This is a genomic window from Helicobacter rodentium ATCC 700285, from assembly GCF_000687535.1.
Lineage (GTDB): Bacteria > Campylobacterota > Campylobacteria > Campylobacterales > Helicobacteraceae > Helicobacter_D > Helicobacter_D rodentium.
Map to the genome: position 1 here is coordinate 14,671 of NZ_JHWC01000012.1, position 14,467 is coordinate 29,137.

Annotated in this window: 13 protein-coding genes; 9 read left to right on the forward strand and 4 right to left on the reverse strand. The window is 37.1% G+C overall.

Annotated elements, in window-relative coordinates; translation table 11 throughout:
• On the reverse strand, positions 1–1,692 hold the full coding sequence (locus BS85_RS0108805) for an acetolactate synthase large subunit (protein WP_026944462.1): 1,692 nt from the start codon (positions 1,690–1,692) through the stop codon (positions 1–3).
• 153 nt (positions 1,693–1,845) lie between these two features.
• On the opposite strand from BS85_RS0108805, the gene BS85_RS0108810 reads away from it, so the two are divergent.
• Both BS85_RS0108810 and BS85_RS11115 read left to right on the forward strand, forming a co-directional pair.
• Entirely contained in the window at positions 1,846–3,207 is a 1,362-nt protein-coding gene (locus tag BS85_RS0108810; protein ID WP_026944463.1) for an NAD(P)/FAD-dependent oxidoreductase, read from the forward strand.
• Between the two features lie 10 nt (positions 3,208–3,217).
• Positions 3,218–3,376 carry a YgaP-like transmembrane domain gene (locus BS85_RS11115; RefSeq protein WP_084310272.1) on the forward strand — a complete coding sequence of 53 codons (159 nt, stop codon included), beginning with the start codon at positions 3,218–3,220 and terminating at the stop codon, positions 3,374–3,376.
• Between the two features lie 85 nt (positions 3,377–3,461).
• On the opposite strand, the gene BS85_RS0108820 is transcribed toward BS85_RS11115, so the two are convergent.
• Complete coding sequence (locus tag BS85_RS0108820) at positions 3,462–4,289, reverse strand: prephenate dehydrogenase (protein ID WP_026944464.1); 828 nt, start codon at positions 4,287–4,289, stop codon at positions 3,462–3,464.
• A gap of 131 nt (positions 4,290–4,420) precedes the next feature.
• Between BS85_RS0108820 and bamA the strand changes: the two genes are divergently transcribed.
• The 7 genes from bamA (at position 4,421) to BS85_RS0108850 (ending at position 12,711) form a co-directional block, all read left to right on the forward strand.
• The gene (gene bamA, locus BS85_RS0108825) at positions 4,421–6,679 is read left to right on the forward strand and encodes an outer membrane protein assembly factor BamA (RefSeq protein ID WP_034551563.1); all 2,259 of its coding nucleotides are present in this window, start codon (positions 4,421–4,423) and stop codon (positions 6,677–6,679) included.
• A gap of 38 nt (positions 6,680–6,717) precedes the next feature.
• Complete coding sequence (locus BS85_RS0108830) at positions 6,718–7,821, forward strand: dehypoxanthine futalosine cyclase (protein ID WP_051604766.1); 1,104 nt, start codon at positions 6,718–6,720, stop codon at positions 7,819–7,821.
• 54 nt (positions 7,822–7,875) lie between these two features.
• Entirely contained in the window at positions 7,876–9,120 is a 1,245-nt protein-coding gene (locus BS85_RS0108835; protein ID WP_051604767.1) for a M16 family metallopeptidase, read from the forward strand.
• 12 nt (positions 9,121–9,132) lie between these two features.
• On the forward strand, positions 9,133–10,917 hold the full coding sequence (gene recG / locus BS85_RS0108840) for an ATP-dependent DNA helicase RecG (protein WP_026944468.1): 1,785 nt from the start codon (positions 9,133–9,135) through the stop codon (positions 10,915–10,917).
• Between the two features lie 37 nt (positions 10,918–10,954).
• A complete protein-coding gene (locus BS85_RS10640; protein ID WP_245596329.1) occupies positions 10,955–11,719 on the forward strand; it encodes a radical SAM protein in 765 nt (254 codons plus the stop codon).
• 20 nt (positions 11,720–11,739) lie between these two features.
• On the forward strand, positions 11,740–11,949 hold the full coding sequence (locus BS85_RS11965; protein WP_245596330.1) for a hypothetical protein: 210 nt from the start codon (positions 11,740–11,742) through the stop codon (positions 11,947–11,949).
• Between the two features lie 183 nt (positions 11,950–12,132).
• The gene (locus BS85_RS0108850) at positions 12,133–12,711 is read left to right on the forward strand and encodes an Imm42 family immunity protein (RefSeq protein WP_026944469.1); all 579 of its coding nucleotides are present in this window, start codon (positions 12,133–12,135) and stop codon (positions 12,709–12,711) included.
• A gap of 250 nt (positions 12,712–12,961) precedes the next feature.
• Here the strand turns inward: BS85_RS0108850 and BS85_RS0108855 are convergent, their stop codons facing one another.
• Entirely contained in the window at positions 12,962–13,348 is a 387-nt protein-coding gene (locus tag BS85_RS0108855; protein WP_026944470.1) for a NifB/NifX family molybdenum-iron cluster-binding protein, read from the reverse strand.
• 9 nt (positions 13,349–13,357) lie between these two features.
• Complete coding sequence (locus BS85_RS0108860) at positions 13,358–14,467, reverse strand: hypothetical protein (protein ID WP_026944471.1); 1,110 nt, start codon at positions 14,465–14,467, stop codon at positions 13,358–13,360.

Here is a 14,467-nt window from a genome sequence, read left to right on the forward strand (position 1 = left end):
CTACTCCTTATAATCCAACATCATATTAAATAGTGCGCCACCCGTTGGCACCATAGGTAAAACATTCTCCATTCTGTCAATGCGGACATCTAAAAGGGCTGGTTTTTGGGAATTGATTGCGTTGTTTAATGCCGCAATAAATTCTTCTTTGGTTTGGCACACATAGCCTACCCCGCCAAAAGATTCTACCAACTTTACAAAGTCTGGTTGTTTTTCCAAATCTGTTTCTGAATAATGTTTGTCGTAAAAAAAGGTTTGCCACTGGCGCACCATACCCAAGTAATTGTTGTTCAAGACAATGTTAATCACAGGGATTCCATAAGCTGCGCAAGTCATTAGTTCTTGAATATTCATTAAAATAGAGCCATCTCCGCTGATATTAATGGAGATTTTTTCTGGGAATGCACATTTTGCTCCCATAGCAGCAGGCAAACCAAACCCCATTGTTCCCAAGCCTCCACTGCTGATGAATTGACGAGGAAAGCTAAAGGGGTAAAATTGTGCTGCCCACATTTGGTGTTGTCCAACATCTGTGCTTATCAAAGCGTTTTCCCCTACGATATCTCCCAATTTTTCAATTACCCATTGGGGTTTGAGCTGTGCAGTGGAATCTTGATAATTGAGAGGGTGTAATTTGTTGTATTGCGCTAAACGTTCCCGCCAAGCTAGGATATTTTGTGTCGTATAATCTTCGCGCAAAAGCGGTAAAAGCTCCTCTAACACACTGCTTATATCGCCTACAATAGGGAAATTTGCATCCACAATTTTGCTAATACTGCTTGGGTCAATGTCTATATGGATAATTTGTGCATATTTGCCAAATTCGCTTAGCTTTCCTGTTACTCTGTCATCAAAACGCGCCCCAAGAGCAATAATAAGGTCAGCTTCACTCATCGCCATATTTGCAACATAGCTACCGTGCATACCCACCATACCTAAGGAATCTGGATTGTTTGAGCTTAAGATTCCAAAAGCCATAAAAGTATTCACGGCAGGAATATGTGTAATTTCACAAATCTCACGCACAAGTTTAGCGGATTTGGACGCAATACAGCCACCTCCCAAATACAATAAAGGCTTTTTAGCCTCTTTTATTGCAAGGGCTATTTTCTTGATTTGTCTCGGGTTACCTTTGTAAGTAGGCTTATAGGTTTGTAGTTTAATTTCTCTAGGATAATTAAACTCGCCAATAGTTGCAGTAATATCTTTTGGAATATCAATATGCACTGGTCCGGGTCGTCCGCTACTTGCGATATAGAATGCTTCTTTTAGGATTCGTGGAAGCTCCTCAATACTTTTGACTAAAAAATTATGCTTTGTGCAAGGGCGTGAAATGCCCACCGCATCAATTTCTTGAAATGCATCTGTTCCAATCAAACTTGTTGGTACTTGTCCGCTAATTACCACGAGAGGTATGGAATCCATATATGCCGTTGCAATACCTGTGATAGTGTTTGTAAAACCCGGTCCGCTTGTAACAATGGCAACCCCTACTTTTCCACTCGCCCTTGCATAGCCATCTGCGGCATGCACCGCAGCTTGTTCGTGTCGCACTAAAATATGTTTAAAAAAATCCTGCTTATAAATTTCATCATAAAGATTCAATGCCGCCCCACCCGGATAACCAAAGACAACTTCTACGCCCTCATTTTTGAGTGCGTGCATTACCATTTCAGAACCATTTAATTGCATAAAAAATCCTAAATTTTAATATTTTTTATTATTTTAGATTTAAAAATCTTTAATAATGCTTTATTTAACAAAATGAATCTTGTAACTTTATCACAGATTGCTAGAGGAGGTTTGCATTATAATTTGCGTCTGTAATGATAAAAGGAGTAAATTATGCAGAAAAATAAAGAGAATTTCAGCAGAAGAGATTTGTTAAAAGTTCTGGGCGTAAGCAGTGTCTCTCTTGGTGGTATTGGATTGACAATGCCGACAAAAGCTCAATCAAAATCTGATAAATCTCCAACGATTGCAATTATTGGAGCGGGTCTTGGAGGTATTTCTTTATCTGCAAAATTGGTAAGTGAATTGCCAAATGCTAAAATTAAGCTTTTTGACGCAGAGGAGATTTTGTATTATCAGCCGGGATTCACGCTGATTGCCGCTGGGCTTTATAGTAAGCAAGATACGCAATACAACAAAAAAGACTTGATTAATGATAAGGTAGAGTGGATTAAAGAAAATGTAAGTGCAGTAGAGCCAAATGCCAATAGGCTAACAACCACAAGCGGACAAGTTTATGTATATGATTATTTGGTGATTGGCACAGGAACAATTAATCAGTTTGAGAAGTATCAAGGATTAACAGAGGAGTTTGTCAATGATCCTAATACGAACGTTACAAGTATTTATACTGCCGATGGTTCTGTAAAAGCGCAAAGTATGATGCAAGAGATTGCCAAAAAGGGGGGAAAAGTTATTTTTGCAGAGCCAAATACACCCTTTAAATGTGGTGGAGCAAATAAGAAAGTTAATTTTCTATTAGAGGATTTGAGTGTAACAAATCGCACAAAAGAAAAGATAGAGATGTGTTTATACACGGGTGGAGGGGCAATGCTTTCAAGTCCAACACACGCAAAAATGATTGAGCAGTTTTTTATTGAACGCAAAATGCCATATTTAATGCGGCATCAACTTGTGGAAGTGGATACGACACGCAATATTGCAATTTTTGAAAAACTGATGCCTTATACAGAAAATGGTGAGCAGAGGGTTGCAAAGGAGCGCATTGAAAAGCCTTATGATTATTTGTTTGTGATTCCACAGATGAAAACTGCTGATTTTATAACAGAAGCAGGTCTTGCAATCACAAAAGGGCATATTGCTGGGAATTGGGTAGATGTAGATTCTTATACTCTGCAACATAAAAAATACCCCAATATTTTTGCAATTGGGGATTGCGCTGGAGTCCCAAAAGGTAAGACAGGTGCAAGTATTCGCAAACAATATCCCGTGATTGCGGAAAATTTGATTGCGCATTTAAACAATCAACCGCTTAAAGCGAAGTTTAGTGGCTATACCGCTTGTCCTTTGCTTACGCGTTATGGTAAGGCGGTAATGGTAGAATTTGATTATGAAGGCACAGCACCAAGTATGCCTTGTTTTGGGGCGACAAGAGAGAGTTGGTTGAATTGGTTTGTAAAAGTGTATTTGATGAAACCAATGGTAATGAGTGGAATGATTAACGCAAGAGCATAAGGAGAAAAAAATGAGTAATTTAGATAAAACAATCCGATTAATCATCGCAATGTTGTTGTATTTTGTGTTTGGCTTTGTATGTCAAAGTTGGTGGTGGCTTCTCTCATTGTTGCCATTGCTTAGTGCGGTATATGGCTATTGCCCGCTTTATAAGTTTCTAAAAAAATAATTTGGATTCTTTAAATTAAAGAATCCAAAATGTAGAAGTGATTGATTTTTAGCTTTCTCATTGATTGCATTAATTTCAATAGATTCTACAAAATCTCATATAACGAATTTGCCTTAGCCATCCATTGCTCTAGCTCGTCCCATTTTTCCTCTTGAATGAGAGACTTTGCAAAGCGCATTTCTTGCTCAAACACATCAATGGATTTGAGCAATTCCTCGCGATTCTGCTTAGAAACATCACTCCACATTCTAGGGGAGCTTTTTGCGATTCTTACCATACTTTTGAAGCCTCCACCAGCAAGAGCTAAAATATCGGTTGGATTCTGTTGGGATAGCACGGTGTTTGCGATGGCGTAGCTAATGATATGCGGTAAATGGCTAATAAATGCTGCGTGGTTGTCGTGGGCTTTGGAATCCATTTTGATAATATTCATATTAAGGGCAATAAAAATCTCTTTTGCCATAGCCACTTGGAGTTCCCCGCTTTGTTCTAAATCTGTTAAAACAACGATATGGTGGGGTAATAATTCCTTAAACGCAGCCTTAGGACCAAAATTTTCTGTCCCACTCATTGGGTGTGCGCAAACGAAGTTTTTGCGGATTTCTTGCGGCACACTTTTAGAAATTAAATGCTTTGTGCTGCCTAAATCAATAATCGTGCAGTGGGGTGCAATGCCAATGAGGCTAGGTAGAATCTGCACGATTGCTTCTACGGGAGTTGCGAGAAAGATTACATCGCAAAGTTTGATTTCCTCTAATGTTACACTCTCATCTACAAGCCCTAAAGAAAGTGCTTGTTGGAGATGTAGAGCGTTATTATCCAATCCTACAATGCGTTTAAACATTCCAATTTCCTTGAGCGCAAGTCCCAATGAGCCACCAATTAAACCAAGTCCGATAATTCCTGCTTGCATAATCTGTCCATTTTTGTAAATTTTTGCAAAATTATATATTTTTTTAGCTTTAGTTGTGTTATTTAATCTACTAAAAGGTATAATCACAAATTTTAATGATACAACAAATTATTCTTGAAGGTTTTTTGATAATGCGTTATTTTTCTAAATCATCTTTACTTGTGGCAGTTTTGCTGACTTCGGTAACAAATATTTTTGCTGCAGATTTGCCAACCATCAAAGAAGTGCGTTATGAGGGGTTGAATTATATTTCGCCTTTAATTGCTAATGAAATTGCTAAAATCCGTTTGAATGAACCGCTTAATGTAAGTGCAATAGATTTGTCTATCCATAACTTTTATGCGCAAGGCTATTTTAAAGATATTTGGGTAACAGAAGAAAATGGAATCTTAACTTATCATTTTGTGGAAAAACCTGTCATTGCAAGTTTGGTTGTCAGTGGTTATGGCGCAGGGAAAGAGCAAAGCGTCCTTGATAAAGAGATTGGGCTTAAAAAGGGTGATGTTTATGATGAGAATAAAATTGCCAATGTGCGCAAAAAAATTGCTGATTTGTTGGAGACACAAGGATATTACGATACGATTGTTGAGGTAAAAACAGAGGAAATTTCTGCTAATGCTTTGAAGGTTACATTGGAGATTAACAAGGGAGAAGAAATTATTATCCAAAAAGCAAATTATTATGGTAGAGAGAATTTAAAAGTTTCGCGTATTGAAGCTGCAACTGCCAATAAAGAAAGAGAGTTTTTGGGTTGGATGTGGGGATTTAATAGTGGTAAATTGCGCGTGAATGAAATTGAAACTGATGGACACAGGATACGCGATTTATATATGCAAAAAGGCTTTTTGGACGCCGAAGTAAGCACTCCTTTTTTGAGGACAGATTTCACCACTTACAAAGCAGATCTTGACTTTTATATTAACGAGGGAGAACTTTATAGAATTTCAGAAATAGAAATAGTGCTAGAAGATGATGTGATAGACATAAAAGAATTGTATGATGCAATTAAAGCAAAAAAAGGCAAAAAGTTTAACATTGAAACAATGCGCAAAGATTCGGAGGCTATTCGCTATAAGGTGGGAGATTTGGGTTATGCTTTTGCAAGGGTAACTCCAGATTTAGACAAAGATAAAGAAAATAGCGAAGTTAGAATCGTATATTATGTGCAACCGGGTAAAAAAGTCTATGTCAATGATGTGTTGATTTCAGGAAACAATAGAACACTTGACCGCGTGATTCGCCGTAATGTCTTATTGGCACCCGGAGATGAGTATGAAATGAGTAAGATTTCTCTTTCTAAAAATGCCATTATGCGGACAGGTGGCTTTGATAGCGTGGAAATTGAAGAAGAGCGTATAGACGAGGAACATATTAATCTGTTGGTAAATGTTAAAGAAGGCAAGACAGGAGAATTTGCCTTTGGAATCGGATATGGAAGCTACGATGGATTAATGGGGAGTGCGTCTATCAAAGATAGAAATATCTTTGGGACAGGATTAACTGCGGGAATTTATTTAGACAAAAGTGAAGTATCCAATTCTTATCGTGTAAATCTTTACAATCCTGCAGTGCTAGATAGTGATTATTCTCTAGCTACGGAAGTTTATCAAATGGAATACGACGATTATGACTATACAGAGATGATGACAGGTTTTAATATCGTGGGTGGGCGTAGAATCTGGGATCAATTGGATTTAACTCTAGGTTATACTTATCAAGAAACAAAGCTTTCCAACTTTGATTCTTATGAATTAGAGCAACTTTATCGCCGTTACTATTATAAAGAGGATAAGTATGTGAAATCTGCAATTATCCCGGGTCTTAGTTACGATAGCACCGACGCTTATTTCTTCCCAAAAAGTGGGGTAAAAGTTACAGGAAGCACAGAGTTTGCGGGTGTTGGAGGAGATGCGGATTTTATCAAATATTATGGAAGCTTTAATCTCTATCAATCCATTGAGGATTGGACGGATTTAGATTTGATTTTTCGTTATCGTGCGCGTGCTGGATATGTGCAAGATGAGGGGTATTTGCCAATCAATGAGAAATTTTATTTAGGTGGTGTCAATAGTGTGCGTGGATTCCAAAGTCGCTCTATTACGCCGCGCGATAAAAATGGGCTTAGAATTGGGGGCAAACAAATGTTTTACAATACCGCAGAGCTTAGCTATGGTATGTTTGAAACCGTGCAAATGCGATTCTTGATGTTTTATGATTATGGAATGATTGGGCAAAAAAACATTAATGATATTAAACGCAGTTCTGTGGGCGTTGGGATTGAGTGGATTTCTCCTATTGGCGCAATCAACTTCCTCTTCCCACGCGCATTAGATGATAAGCCCGGAGACGATACTTCCTCCTTTGAATTTACAATGGGACAGAGATTTTAAGTATGGAATCACACCAAAATTTATCGTCTAATCATACAATGCAAGAAGTCTTTGCTAAAAACTCACAGGAAAGCAGGGCGGTTGTCCAAACGAGACTGCCGCGCGTAAGCGCAGAGGAGATTTTGGATTTAATGCAAAATGCTTCCCTTAAAGAGTTGGGGGAACGCGCCTTTAAAATCAAAAAACAATTACACCCCGATAATATCACAACTTTTGTTGTGGATAGAAATATTAATTACACCAATATTTGTTGGGTGGATTGTAAGTTCTGTGCGTTTAAGCGCAGAATCAATGAGAGCGAGACTTATATTTTAAGCTTTGAGGAGATTGATAAAAAAATTGAGGAATTGCTAGAAATTGGTGGCACACAGATTCTTTTTCAAGGCGGTGTGCATCCAAGCTTAAAAGTGGAGTGGTATGAGGATTTGGTGCGACATATCGCGCAAAAATATCCGCAAATCACGATTCACGGCTTCTCTGCAATTGAGATTCAATACATTGCAAAACTCTCTAAAATCTCCATTGCTGAAGTCTTAGCGCGTCTGCAAAAATGCGGTTTATCCTCCATACCGGGCGCGGGTGCAGAGATTCTAAGCGATAAAGTGCGTGATGTGATTGCGCCTAAGAAATTGGATTCTGATGAGTGGATAGATGTGCATAGAGAAGCGCATAAATTAGGAATCAAAAGCACGGCGACAATGATGTTTGGGAGCGTGGAGAGTGATTGGGATATTATAGAGCATTGGGAGAGAATCCGTAATTTGCAGGATTCAACCAATGGCTTTAGGGCGTTTATTTTGTGGAGTTTTCAACCCGCTTTCACGCCCTTACAAAAGGAATTTCCTAATCTGCATAAAGCTTCCTCAAACCGCTATTTGCGCCTACTTGCGTGTAGTAGAATCTTTTTGGATAATTTTCAAAATATTCAAAGCAGTTGGGTTACGCAAGGTTCGTATATCGGGCAACTTGCGCTACTCTTTGGGGCAAATGATTTAGGTAGCACGATGATGGAAGAAAATGTTGTCGCTGCTGCGGGGGCTAGAAACTCTATGAATCAAGCCGAGATGATTTCTTTAATCCGCGATATTGGCGAGATTCCGGCGAAACGCAATACAGCTTATAGCATTTTGGAGCAATTTTAATTGAGAATTTTTTATCTACTTTTTTGGTTTTTTTGGATTGTGAAAGGAAGTTTAATGGCAATTGAAATGAAAAGTTTGCAAGTGAATGGCGTAGAGATTCCTGTAATTTATGAGAAAAGTGCGCAGTTGCCTTTATTTTATACACAGCTTGTGTTTAAGGGTGCGGGGGGCATTAGCAATGGTAAAGCTCTGGGACTATCGGATATTGTTAGCTCCTTACTCAATGAGGGGACAAAGACGCTAGGCGTTACAAAATTTTCACAAAAGCTAGAGGAAAAAGCCTTAAGTTTAAGCGCAGGAAGTGGCGTTGAGACGCTTAGTTTCACATTAAGCGGAATGAGCGCAATGCAAAAAGAAGGAATTAGGCTTTTAAAAGAGTTGTTAAAGAATCCAAATTTTACACAAAAGGCATTAGACAAAGTAAAAGAAAATTCACTTGTGGCAATTTTAGAAAAAGAAAGCAATTATGATTACCAAGCCAATCGCTTACTTAAATCAATGCTTTTTAAAGGCTCTCCGCTAGAATTTCCGCTAAGTGGGACGCAAGAATCCATCGCAAAAATCACATTACAAGAAGTAGAAAAATTTTATAATGAATTTGTTAATTTAAATTCTTTAATTCTTATTGTGGGAGGAGATGTAGAGTTTGAAGAAGTCGCTAAGGAGCTAAAAGAAGCATTGAAAATCTTACCAAAGGGCAAGAAAATTTCTCTAAAGCCCATTGAGGCAAAAGATACCAAGCAGATAAAGCATTTAAACAAAGAAACACAACAAGCTTATATTTATTTTGGTGCACCTTTGAATGTTAGCAATTTGCAAAAAGAACTCGCGCTTATTAAAGTGGCTTCCTTTGTGCTTGGTGGGGGCGGATTTGGTAGCCGAATGATGGAGGAAGTGCGTGTGAAGCGCGGGTTAGCGTATTCTGCTGTAATGCGCCTAAGTGCAACAAAGACACAAGCCCTAGCGCAAGGCTATTTACAAACAAGTCTTAAAAATGAAAAAGACGCTCAAAAACTCGTGCAAGAAGTTGTGGAAGAGTTTGTTAAAAACGGAATCACAAAGAAAGAACTGCAAGAGGCAAAGCAATATTTACTAGGTAGTGAGCCTTTGCGTAATGAGACGCTTTCCCAACGCTTAAGCACAGCGTTTAGCAATTATTATAATGATTTACCATTGAATTTTAATCAACAGGTTTTAGGGGAAATTTCAAAATTAACTTTGGAGGAAGTGAATTCCTATATTAAAGCGCACAAAGAGATTGCAAAGCTTAGTTTTGCCATTATCACTGTAAAAGATTAACTAGAGTTAAGATTGGATTTTAATAAACTAGGCAAAACTCCTTTTGATGCGATTCTATCTTGTTTGCCAAAGGGCTATACAAATACCTTTTTAAGCGAATCTTTGGAAGTAGAAAATGCAGTTTTAGAAGTTGAGGTAAAAAGTTATAAGCACCTTAAAGCTGCACATATTTTGTGCTTTGTGCCAAAATTTGATTGCGAAATTGAAATGCTTGTCTTTAACGCCAAAAATTATCATAAGAGCATTTTTAAGCCCAATTCCACCTTGATTGTGAGTGGAAAACTGCAAAAAAGTGCGCTGGGGCTTTATACGCTGATTCAGCCAAAGGTTTTGCAAAATACAGGGGAAATTGTATTAAATTTCGGATTTAAAGGGGCAAAAGAAAAGAATTTGCGGGATTTTGGCGCGAGTATTTCTCTAGGATTCTTGCGGGAATTTTATCCCAAAGTGCCTTTGTGGGTTTTGGAATCGCTTGTAGAAATTTATCGCCCTGATATTTCTTTTGTGCAGGAATTTACCAAAAATCACGGGTTTTTTGGTGCATTTTTGGATTCCATTAAATTTATAGAAATTTATGAATATATGCGTCTTTTGCGTCTTAAAAAACTCATTTTCCCAAGCCTCACGCCTTTAAATAGCCCCATAGAATCGTGGATTGCCACCTTGCCTTTTCAATTAACACAGGGGCAAAGTAAGGCGATTGCAGAGATTCAAGAATCCCTAAGGAGTAATCAAGCAACAAGGCGCGTGGTTGTCGGCGATGTGGGCTGTGGCAAAACAATAGTAATTCTTGCAAGTGTGATGATGGCTTATCCTCATCGCAGTGTCCTAATGGCTCCGACTTCTATCCTAGCAAAGCAGCTCTTTAGCGAGGCGCAGAAGTATTTGCCCAAAAGTCTAAAAATCGCACTTTTTACGCAAAACGATAAAAGCGGTGATTTAATACAAAGTAATTTTCTCATCGGCACACACGCACTTTTGTATCAAAATCTAAGCAATTGTGCGCTTGTAATGATTGATGAGCAACACCGCTTTGGCACAGCGCAAAGAAGTGCGCTAGAAAAAATGTTTGTCAAAGATTCTCAAAGGGCGCATATTTTGCAGTTTTCTGCAACCCCGATTCCGCGCACACAGGCGATGATAGAATCCAACTTTTTGGATTTTAGTTTTATTAGGGATTTGCCTTTTAAAAAGGACATCACGACAAAAATCATTGGTAAGAATGACTTTAAGTCTTTGTTAGAGCATATCCGAGTAGAGATTCAACACTGCCGACAAATCCTTATTGTTTATCCTCTGGTGGAGGAGAGTGAAAACTTTAATTACACTTCACTCAAAGAGGGAGAGGAGTTTTGGCAGAAAAATTTTGAGGGCGTATATAGCACACACGGCAAAGATAAGAACAAAGAGCAGGTTTTGGAGGAGTTTCGGGATAGGGGCAATATTCTTCTTGCAACCACGGTGATTGAAGTTGGAATCTCTTTGCCGAGTTTAAGCACGATTGTGATTGTGGGAGCGGAGCGGTTGGGATTGGCGACTTTGCACCAATTACGCGGGAGAGTGAGTCGCAATGGGTTAAAAGGATATTGCTTTTTATTTACTAAACAACAGCAAACCGAGCGACTAATAAGATTCTCCCAAACACAAAATGGTTTTGAAATCGCACAAATGGATTTAGAATATCGCAATAGTGGAGATTTGCTAAGCGGAGAAATGCAAAGTGGTAGGCAATTTGCTTGGGTGGATTTGAGTAAAGATGAGGGAATCATAAAAGAAGCGAAAAATGCACTCCCTTAAAAATATTGTATAATATTATTTTGATTTAGGAGAAGTTATGGAAAAATTAAGTTACCAGCAATTATTGGAAAATCCTTTATTTATCTCGCGCTATATTGAACCAAATATAAATTGGAGACATTCTTATCTAAATGGAAAAAGAGGAATCAAAAGACTATTTACCTATCCTTACGCAGGTTTAATGCGTAAGTTTTTCTTAAGAAGTTATTTTCAAAAGCGTGTGTTGCGCGGAATTGTGGATATTCCTTATGTGGAGATTGTTTTGACGACTAAATGCACTTTGCGTTGTGAGCATTGCTGTAATTTAATGCAATATTTTACTCCAAAGGCACAATATGTAGGCACTTTGGAAAATATTATTGAAAGTTTAGAGCAATTGTGTTCTAAAGTTTCTAGCATTAACCGCCTAAGATTGATTGGGGGAGAACCTTTTTTATTTAAAGATTTGCCACAATTATTAGATTATATAGAATCTCAAAAGAAAATTTTAACCTACGATATTCTAAGCAACGGTAGCATTGACATAAAAGAGCCTATCTTGCAAAGAATGCAAAAATCCAAAAAGATTCGCAAGGTTTCTATTTCAGATTATTCACATGTTCCAAATGTTCGCCTCAAACAAGAAAGTATTTTTAAAAATCTTAAAAAATATCACATTCCTTTTTCTCTTTTAAAAGGAGGCACTTGGCATAAGCTAGAAAGAATCCATAAAAGAGGCAGAAGCAAGGAGCAAATCATTGCAAATTATTTATCTTGCAGGGCTTCTTGTGTTTCTCTCATCGGCGGGGGGGGGGCAAAATAGCTCCTAAAGGGGCAATGTTTGTGTGTGCGGCAGCAAGTTCCCTCTCTGTCTTGAAAGGTTTAGAGGAATTTGAGGGGGATTATATTGATTTAATGGACAAGACGGATAGATTTTTGGAATTTTATGCGCAAGATTTTTACAAATCCTGTGATTATTGTCAGGATTATTCTAAGCCTAGCGAGAAAATCCTTGCAGCAATCCAAACAAGAGAAGTGTTACGAATAGACTAAAGATAAGATCAAAAGAGCATTTGTTTTTTTATCTATCAAATTAAAATAATTTTACTTTTTATAATAAAAGAATCTTAAATCATAACAAGAAAGCGACAAATGAAAAATTGTTTTTAGGAAGTTTATTTGCAGTTGGAAATAACAAATGGTAGCGCATTCAGGTGTTTGTAATTTGATTGATTTTTGGTTCAATATAAAGAAAATATTTTAATCAAAAAAAAGAAAGGTTGGCAACAATTAATTATGATGTTTGGAGAGCCTCATAAATTTGCGATTTTTATAAAAGTTGTGGAAGAGTGGAATGACAAACAATGTATAGCAAATTTTTATAATGGAATTTTATTTTATAGTGTAAATGGAAAACTTTTTCCAAATGAAATTATTACAATGCCTTTAGGACACGAGATTGCCTCTTTAAAATTAAAATTAAACAATATACTTATTGATACGGAATTATTTAATATGGAATTAAAGTCTTTAGTTGAAAAATTAATTTATATTAGATTGATAGAATCTGAAGACACTTATAATAAATATTTTTTTGATATAACACCAAATAGCTCCAATGAATGTGAAAATGATTTTAAAATATTTGCAGTTAGTAATGGCTATCAAGTGAGACTAATAGGAGTAAATAATTATAATTATTGTGATGTTATTAACAATAATTGCAATATTGACAATATAGGAATATATGAGGCATTTATCAGTAAAACTGAATTAGATGATTTGATTTTAAAATTAGATTTAGCAAAGCTTTAAAAAATATATTAAATAGCAATAATTGTCGGCTACTTGAAATGCAAGAAAAACTTGCAGAAAAATAAAAAACAAAATAGGAGAATCGGTAAAGGAACAAAGATCTCTGAAGCTAAGCCGAAGGGAGCCTGAAAAATCCAAAAAAAGTAGAATCCCAATAAAGCCCTTTCGCGCAAGTTTTGGTTTGGCGGTATAGTGCTTTGTGTATAGAATATCAAAGCGGTGAGATTCTATGTGGATTTTTGTTGTTAAGTTAGAGTTTAATGAATTTAAAGGAATCTTGAGCGTTTTGGCAGGTTGAATCCATTTTGCAAATCTTGATTCCCTTTTCATTAAAAACACGCGCAGTATTGGGACAGGCTTTTTTAACAAGCACTACTGCACAATCTTTGATGATTTCACCTAGTATATTGTGTTCTTGTTTGTGCGCAATTTGTTCCTCTGCACTCATTTCCTCATCTTTATGTGAGCAACCCTCGCTTGCATTGGTGTTGCCTCGTGGATTTTCGCGTAACTCTAGTAAATCCATCTTTTTAAACATTCCAGCTCCTTTTTGCTCAAAGACTGCAAAAAGGGGTGTATGTCCTGTGTTGCCAAAGATTTTTAAACTCTCATCATATACGGGGACTGCTATTTTCATTGGATTCCTTTATTTGTTTGTATCTTTTGATTCTATTTCTAAATGTGCGTATTCAAACAAGCTTTGTTCTTGGGCGTTGTTGATGAATCTTTCCTCAAATATTTCCGTCTTTACTCCCAAGATTAATGCAAAATTGTATTTTTCGTGGATTAGCTGCTCAAATAATTCTTGATGAGTTTCAAAGCAGCGCACTTCTGCATAAGGAGCGTAAATTTCTTGATAAATTCGCGGGACAAAGAGCATTAAACGCGCCCATTTGGCATACATTGTAAAATAGGCTAAATATTGTTCGTAAAGTTTTGTGTCCATACAGGCTAGTAAAACCCTATTTGTAGTTCCGGGTTTAGAAATGAAACCTCGCTCGTCTAAATAGAGAGGTTTAAAGCTTGAGATTCCCACTAGATTCTCCATAGCAACTGCCGATGAATACTCCTCGCAGAATCTCAATACGCGTGCAAGGGGTTGAATAAAAAGTTTTGGCAATGGAATCTCATAGTCAAGAGTTTTATAAAATATTTTGATTCCAAAGAGTGAATAGGAATTAATCGCAAAAGGCAAATCCTCGTCATTAAGCCTTTCTTGTGGCAAGAGTTTAATCTCTTGTTGGTTTTTGGGTAAAGCACCTAAGTTGATTTGCGTGTTACAATATAAAATGTAGGCGACATCGCAAGTGAGAATATAATGAATGAGTTTTACAAGTGAGCCACAATAGCAACCTAGATTTTTCTTTGGGATAATGATTTGCGAGGCAATTTGGTATTCATCAGAGTTAAGTAAAAATAAAATTTTATTCCCAACGATTAAATAGTGCCGCATAATTCGGACTAAGGATTGCTCTAAATCCTCTACACTAATCCAAGCTACTTCAGAATCGCTCATTGCAATATTGCCACTAAAAAGAATCCCGAATGCACCTTTTTGCACTGCTTCCACAATTTCTTTTTCGGATTCTTCTGTGGATTTTTTGGAAGTATGCGCTACAAACAAACTTCCCTTTTTGACTTCGCTTACTTCATCGCAGATTTGATTAAAAAAAGAAATACTTGGTTGATTCAACAAAGTTCCAAATGCAATTTCTACTATCTCATTGACGCTAATTTGGATTTCCTTTTTTTTCAT

Excerpts from the sequence above, each read along its gene's own strand:
- bamA (WP_034551563.1), top strand. The coding sequence starts at position 4,421 with ATGCGTTATTTTTCTAAATCATCTTTACTTGTGGCAGTTTTGCTGACT.
- BS85_RS0108810 (WP_026944463.1), top strand. The coding sequence starts at position 1,846 with ATGCAGAAAAATAAAGAGAATTTCAGCAGAAGAGATTTGTTAAAAGTT.
- BS85_RS0108820 (WP_026944464.1), bottom strand. The coding sequence starts at position 4,289 with ATGCAAGCAGGAATTATCGGACTTGGTTTAATTGGTGGCTCATTGGGA.
- BS85_RS11115 (WP_084310272.1), top strand. The coding sequence starts at position 3,218 with ATGAGTAATTTAGATAAAACAATCCGATTAATCATCGCAATGTTGTTG.
- BS85_RS0108835 (WP_051604767.1), top strand. The coding sequence starts at position 7,876 with ATGGCAATTGAAATGAAAAGTTTGCAAGTGAATGGCGTAGAGATTCCT.
- BS85_RS0108860 (WP_026944471.1), bottom strand. The coding sequence starts at position 14,467 with ATGAAAAAAAAGGAAATCCAAATTAGCGTCAATGAGATAGTAGAAATT.
- BS85_RS0108855 (WP_026944470.1), bottom strand. The coding sequence starts at position 13,348 with ATGAAAATAGCAGTCCCCGTATATGATGAGAGTTTAAAAATCTTTGGC.
- BS85_RS0108830 (WP_051604766.1), top strand. The coding sequence starts at position 6,718 with ATGCAAGAAGTCTTTGCTAAAAACTCACAGGAAAGCAGGGCGGTTGTC.
- BS85_RS10640 (WP_245596329.1), top strand. The coding sequence starts at position 10,955 with ATGGAAAAATTAAGTTACCAGCAATTATTGGAAAATCCTTTATTTATC.
- BS85_RS0108805 (WP_026944462.1), bottom strand. The coding sequence starts at position 1,692 with ATGCAATTAAATGGTTCTGAAATGGTAATGCACGCACTCAAAAATGAG.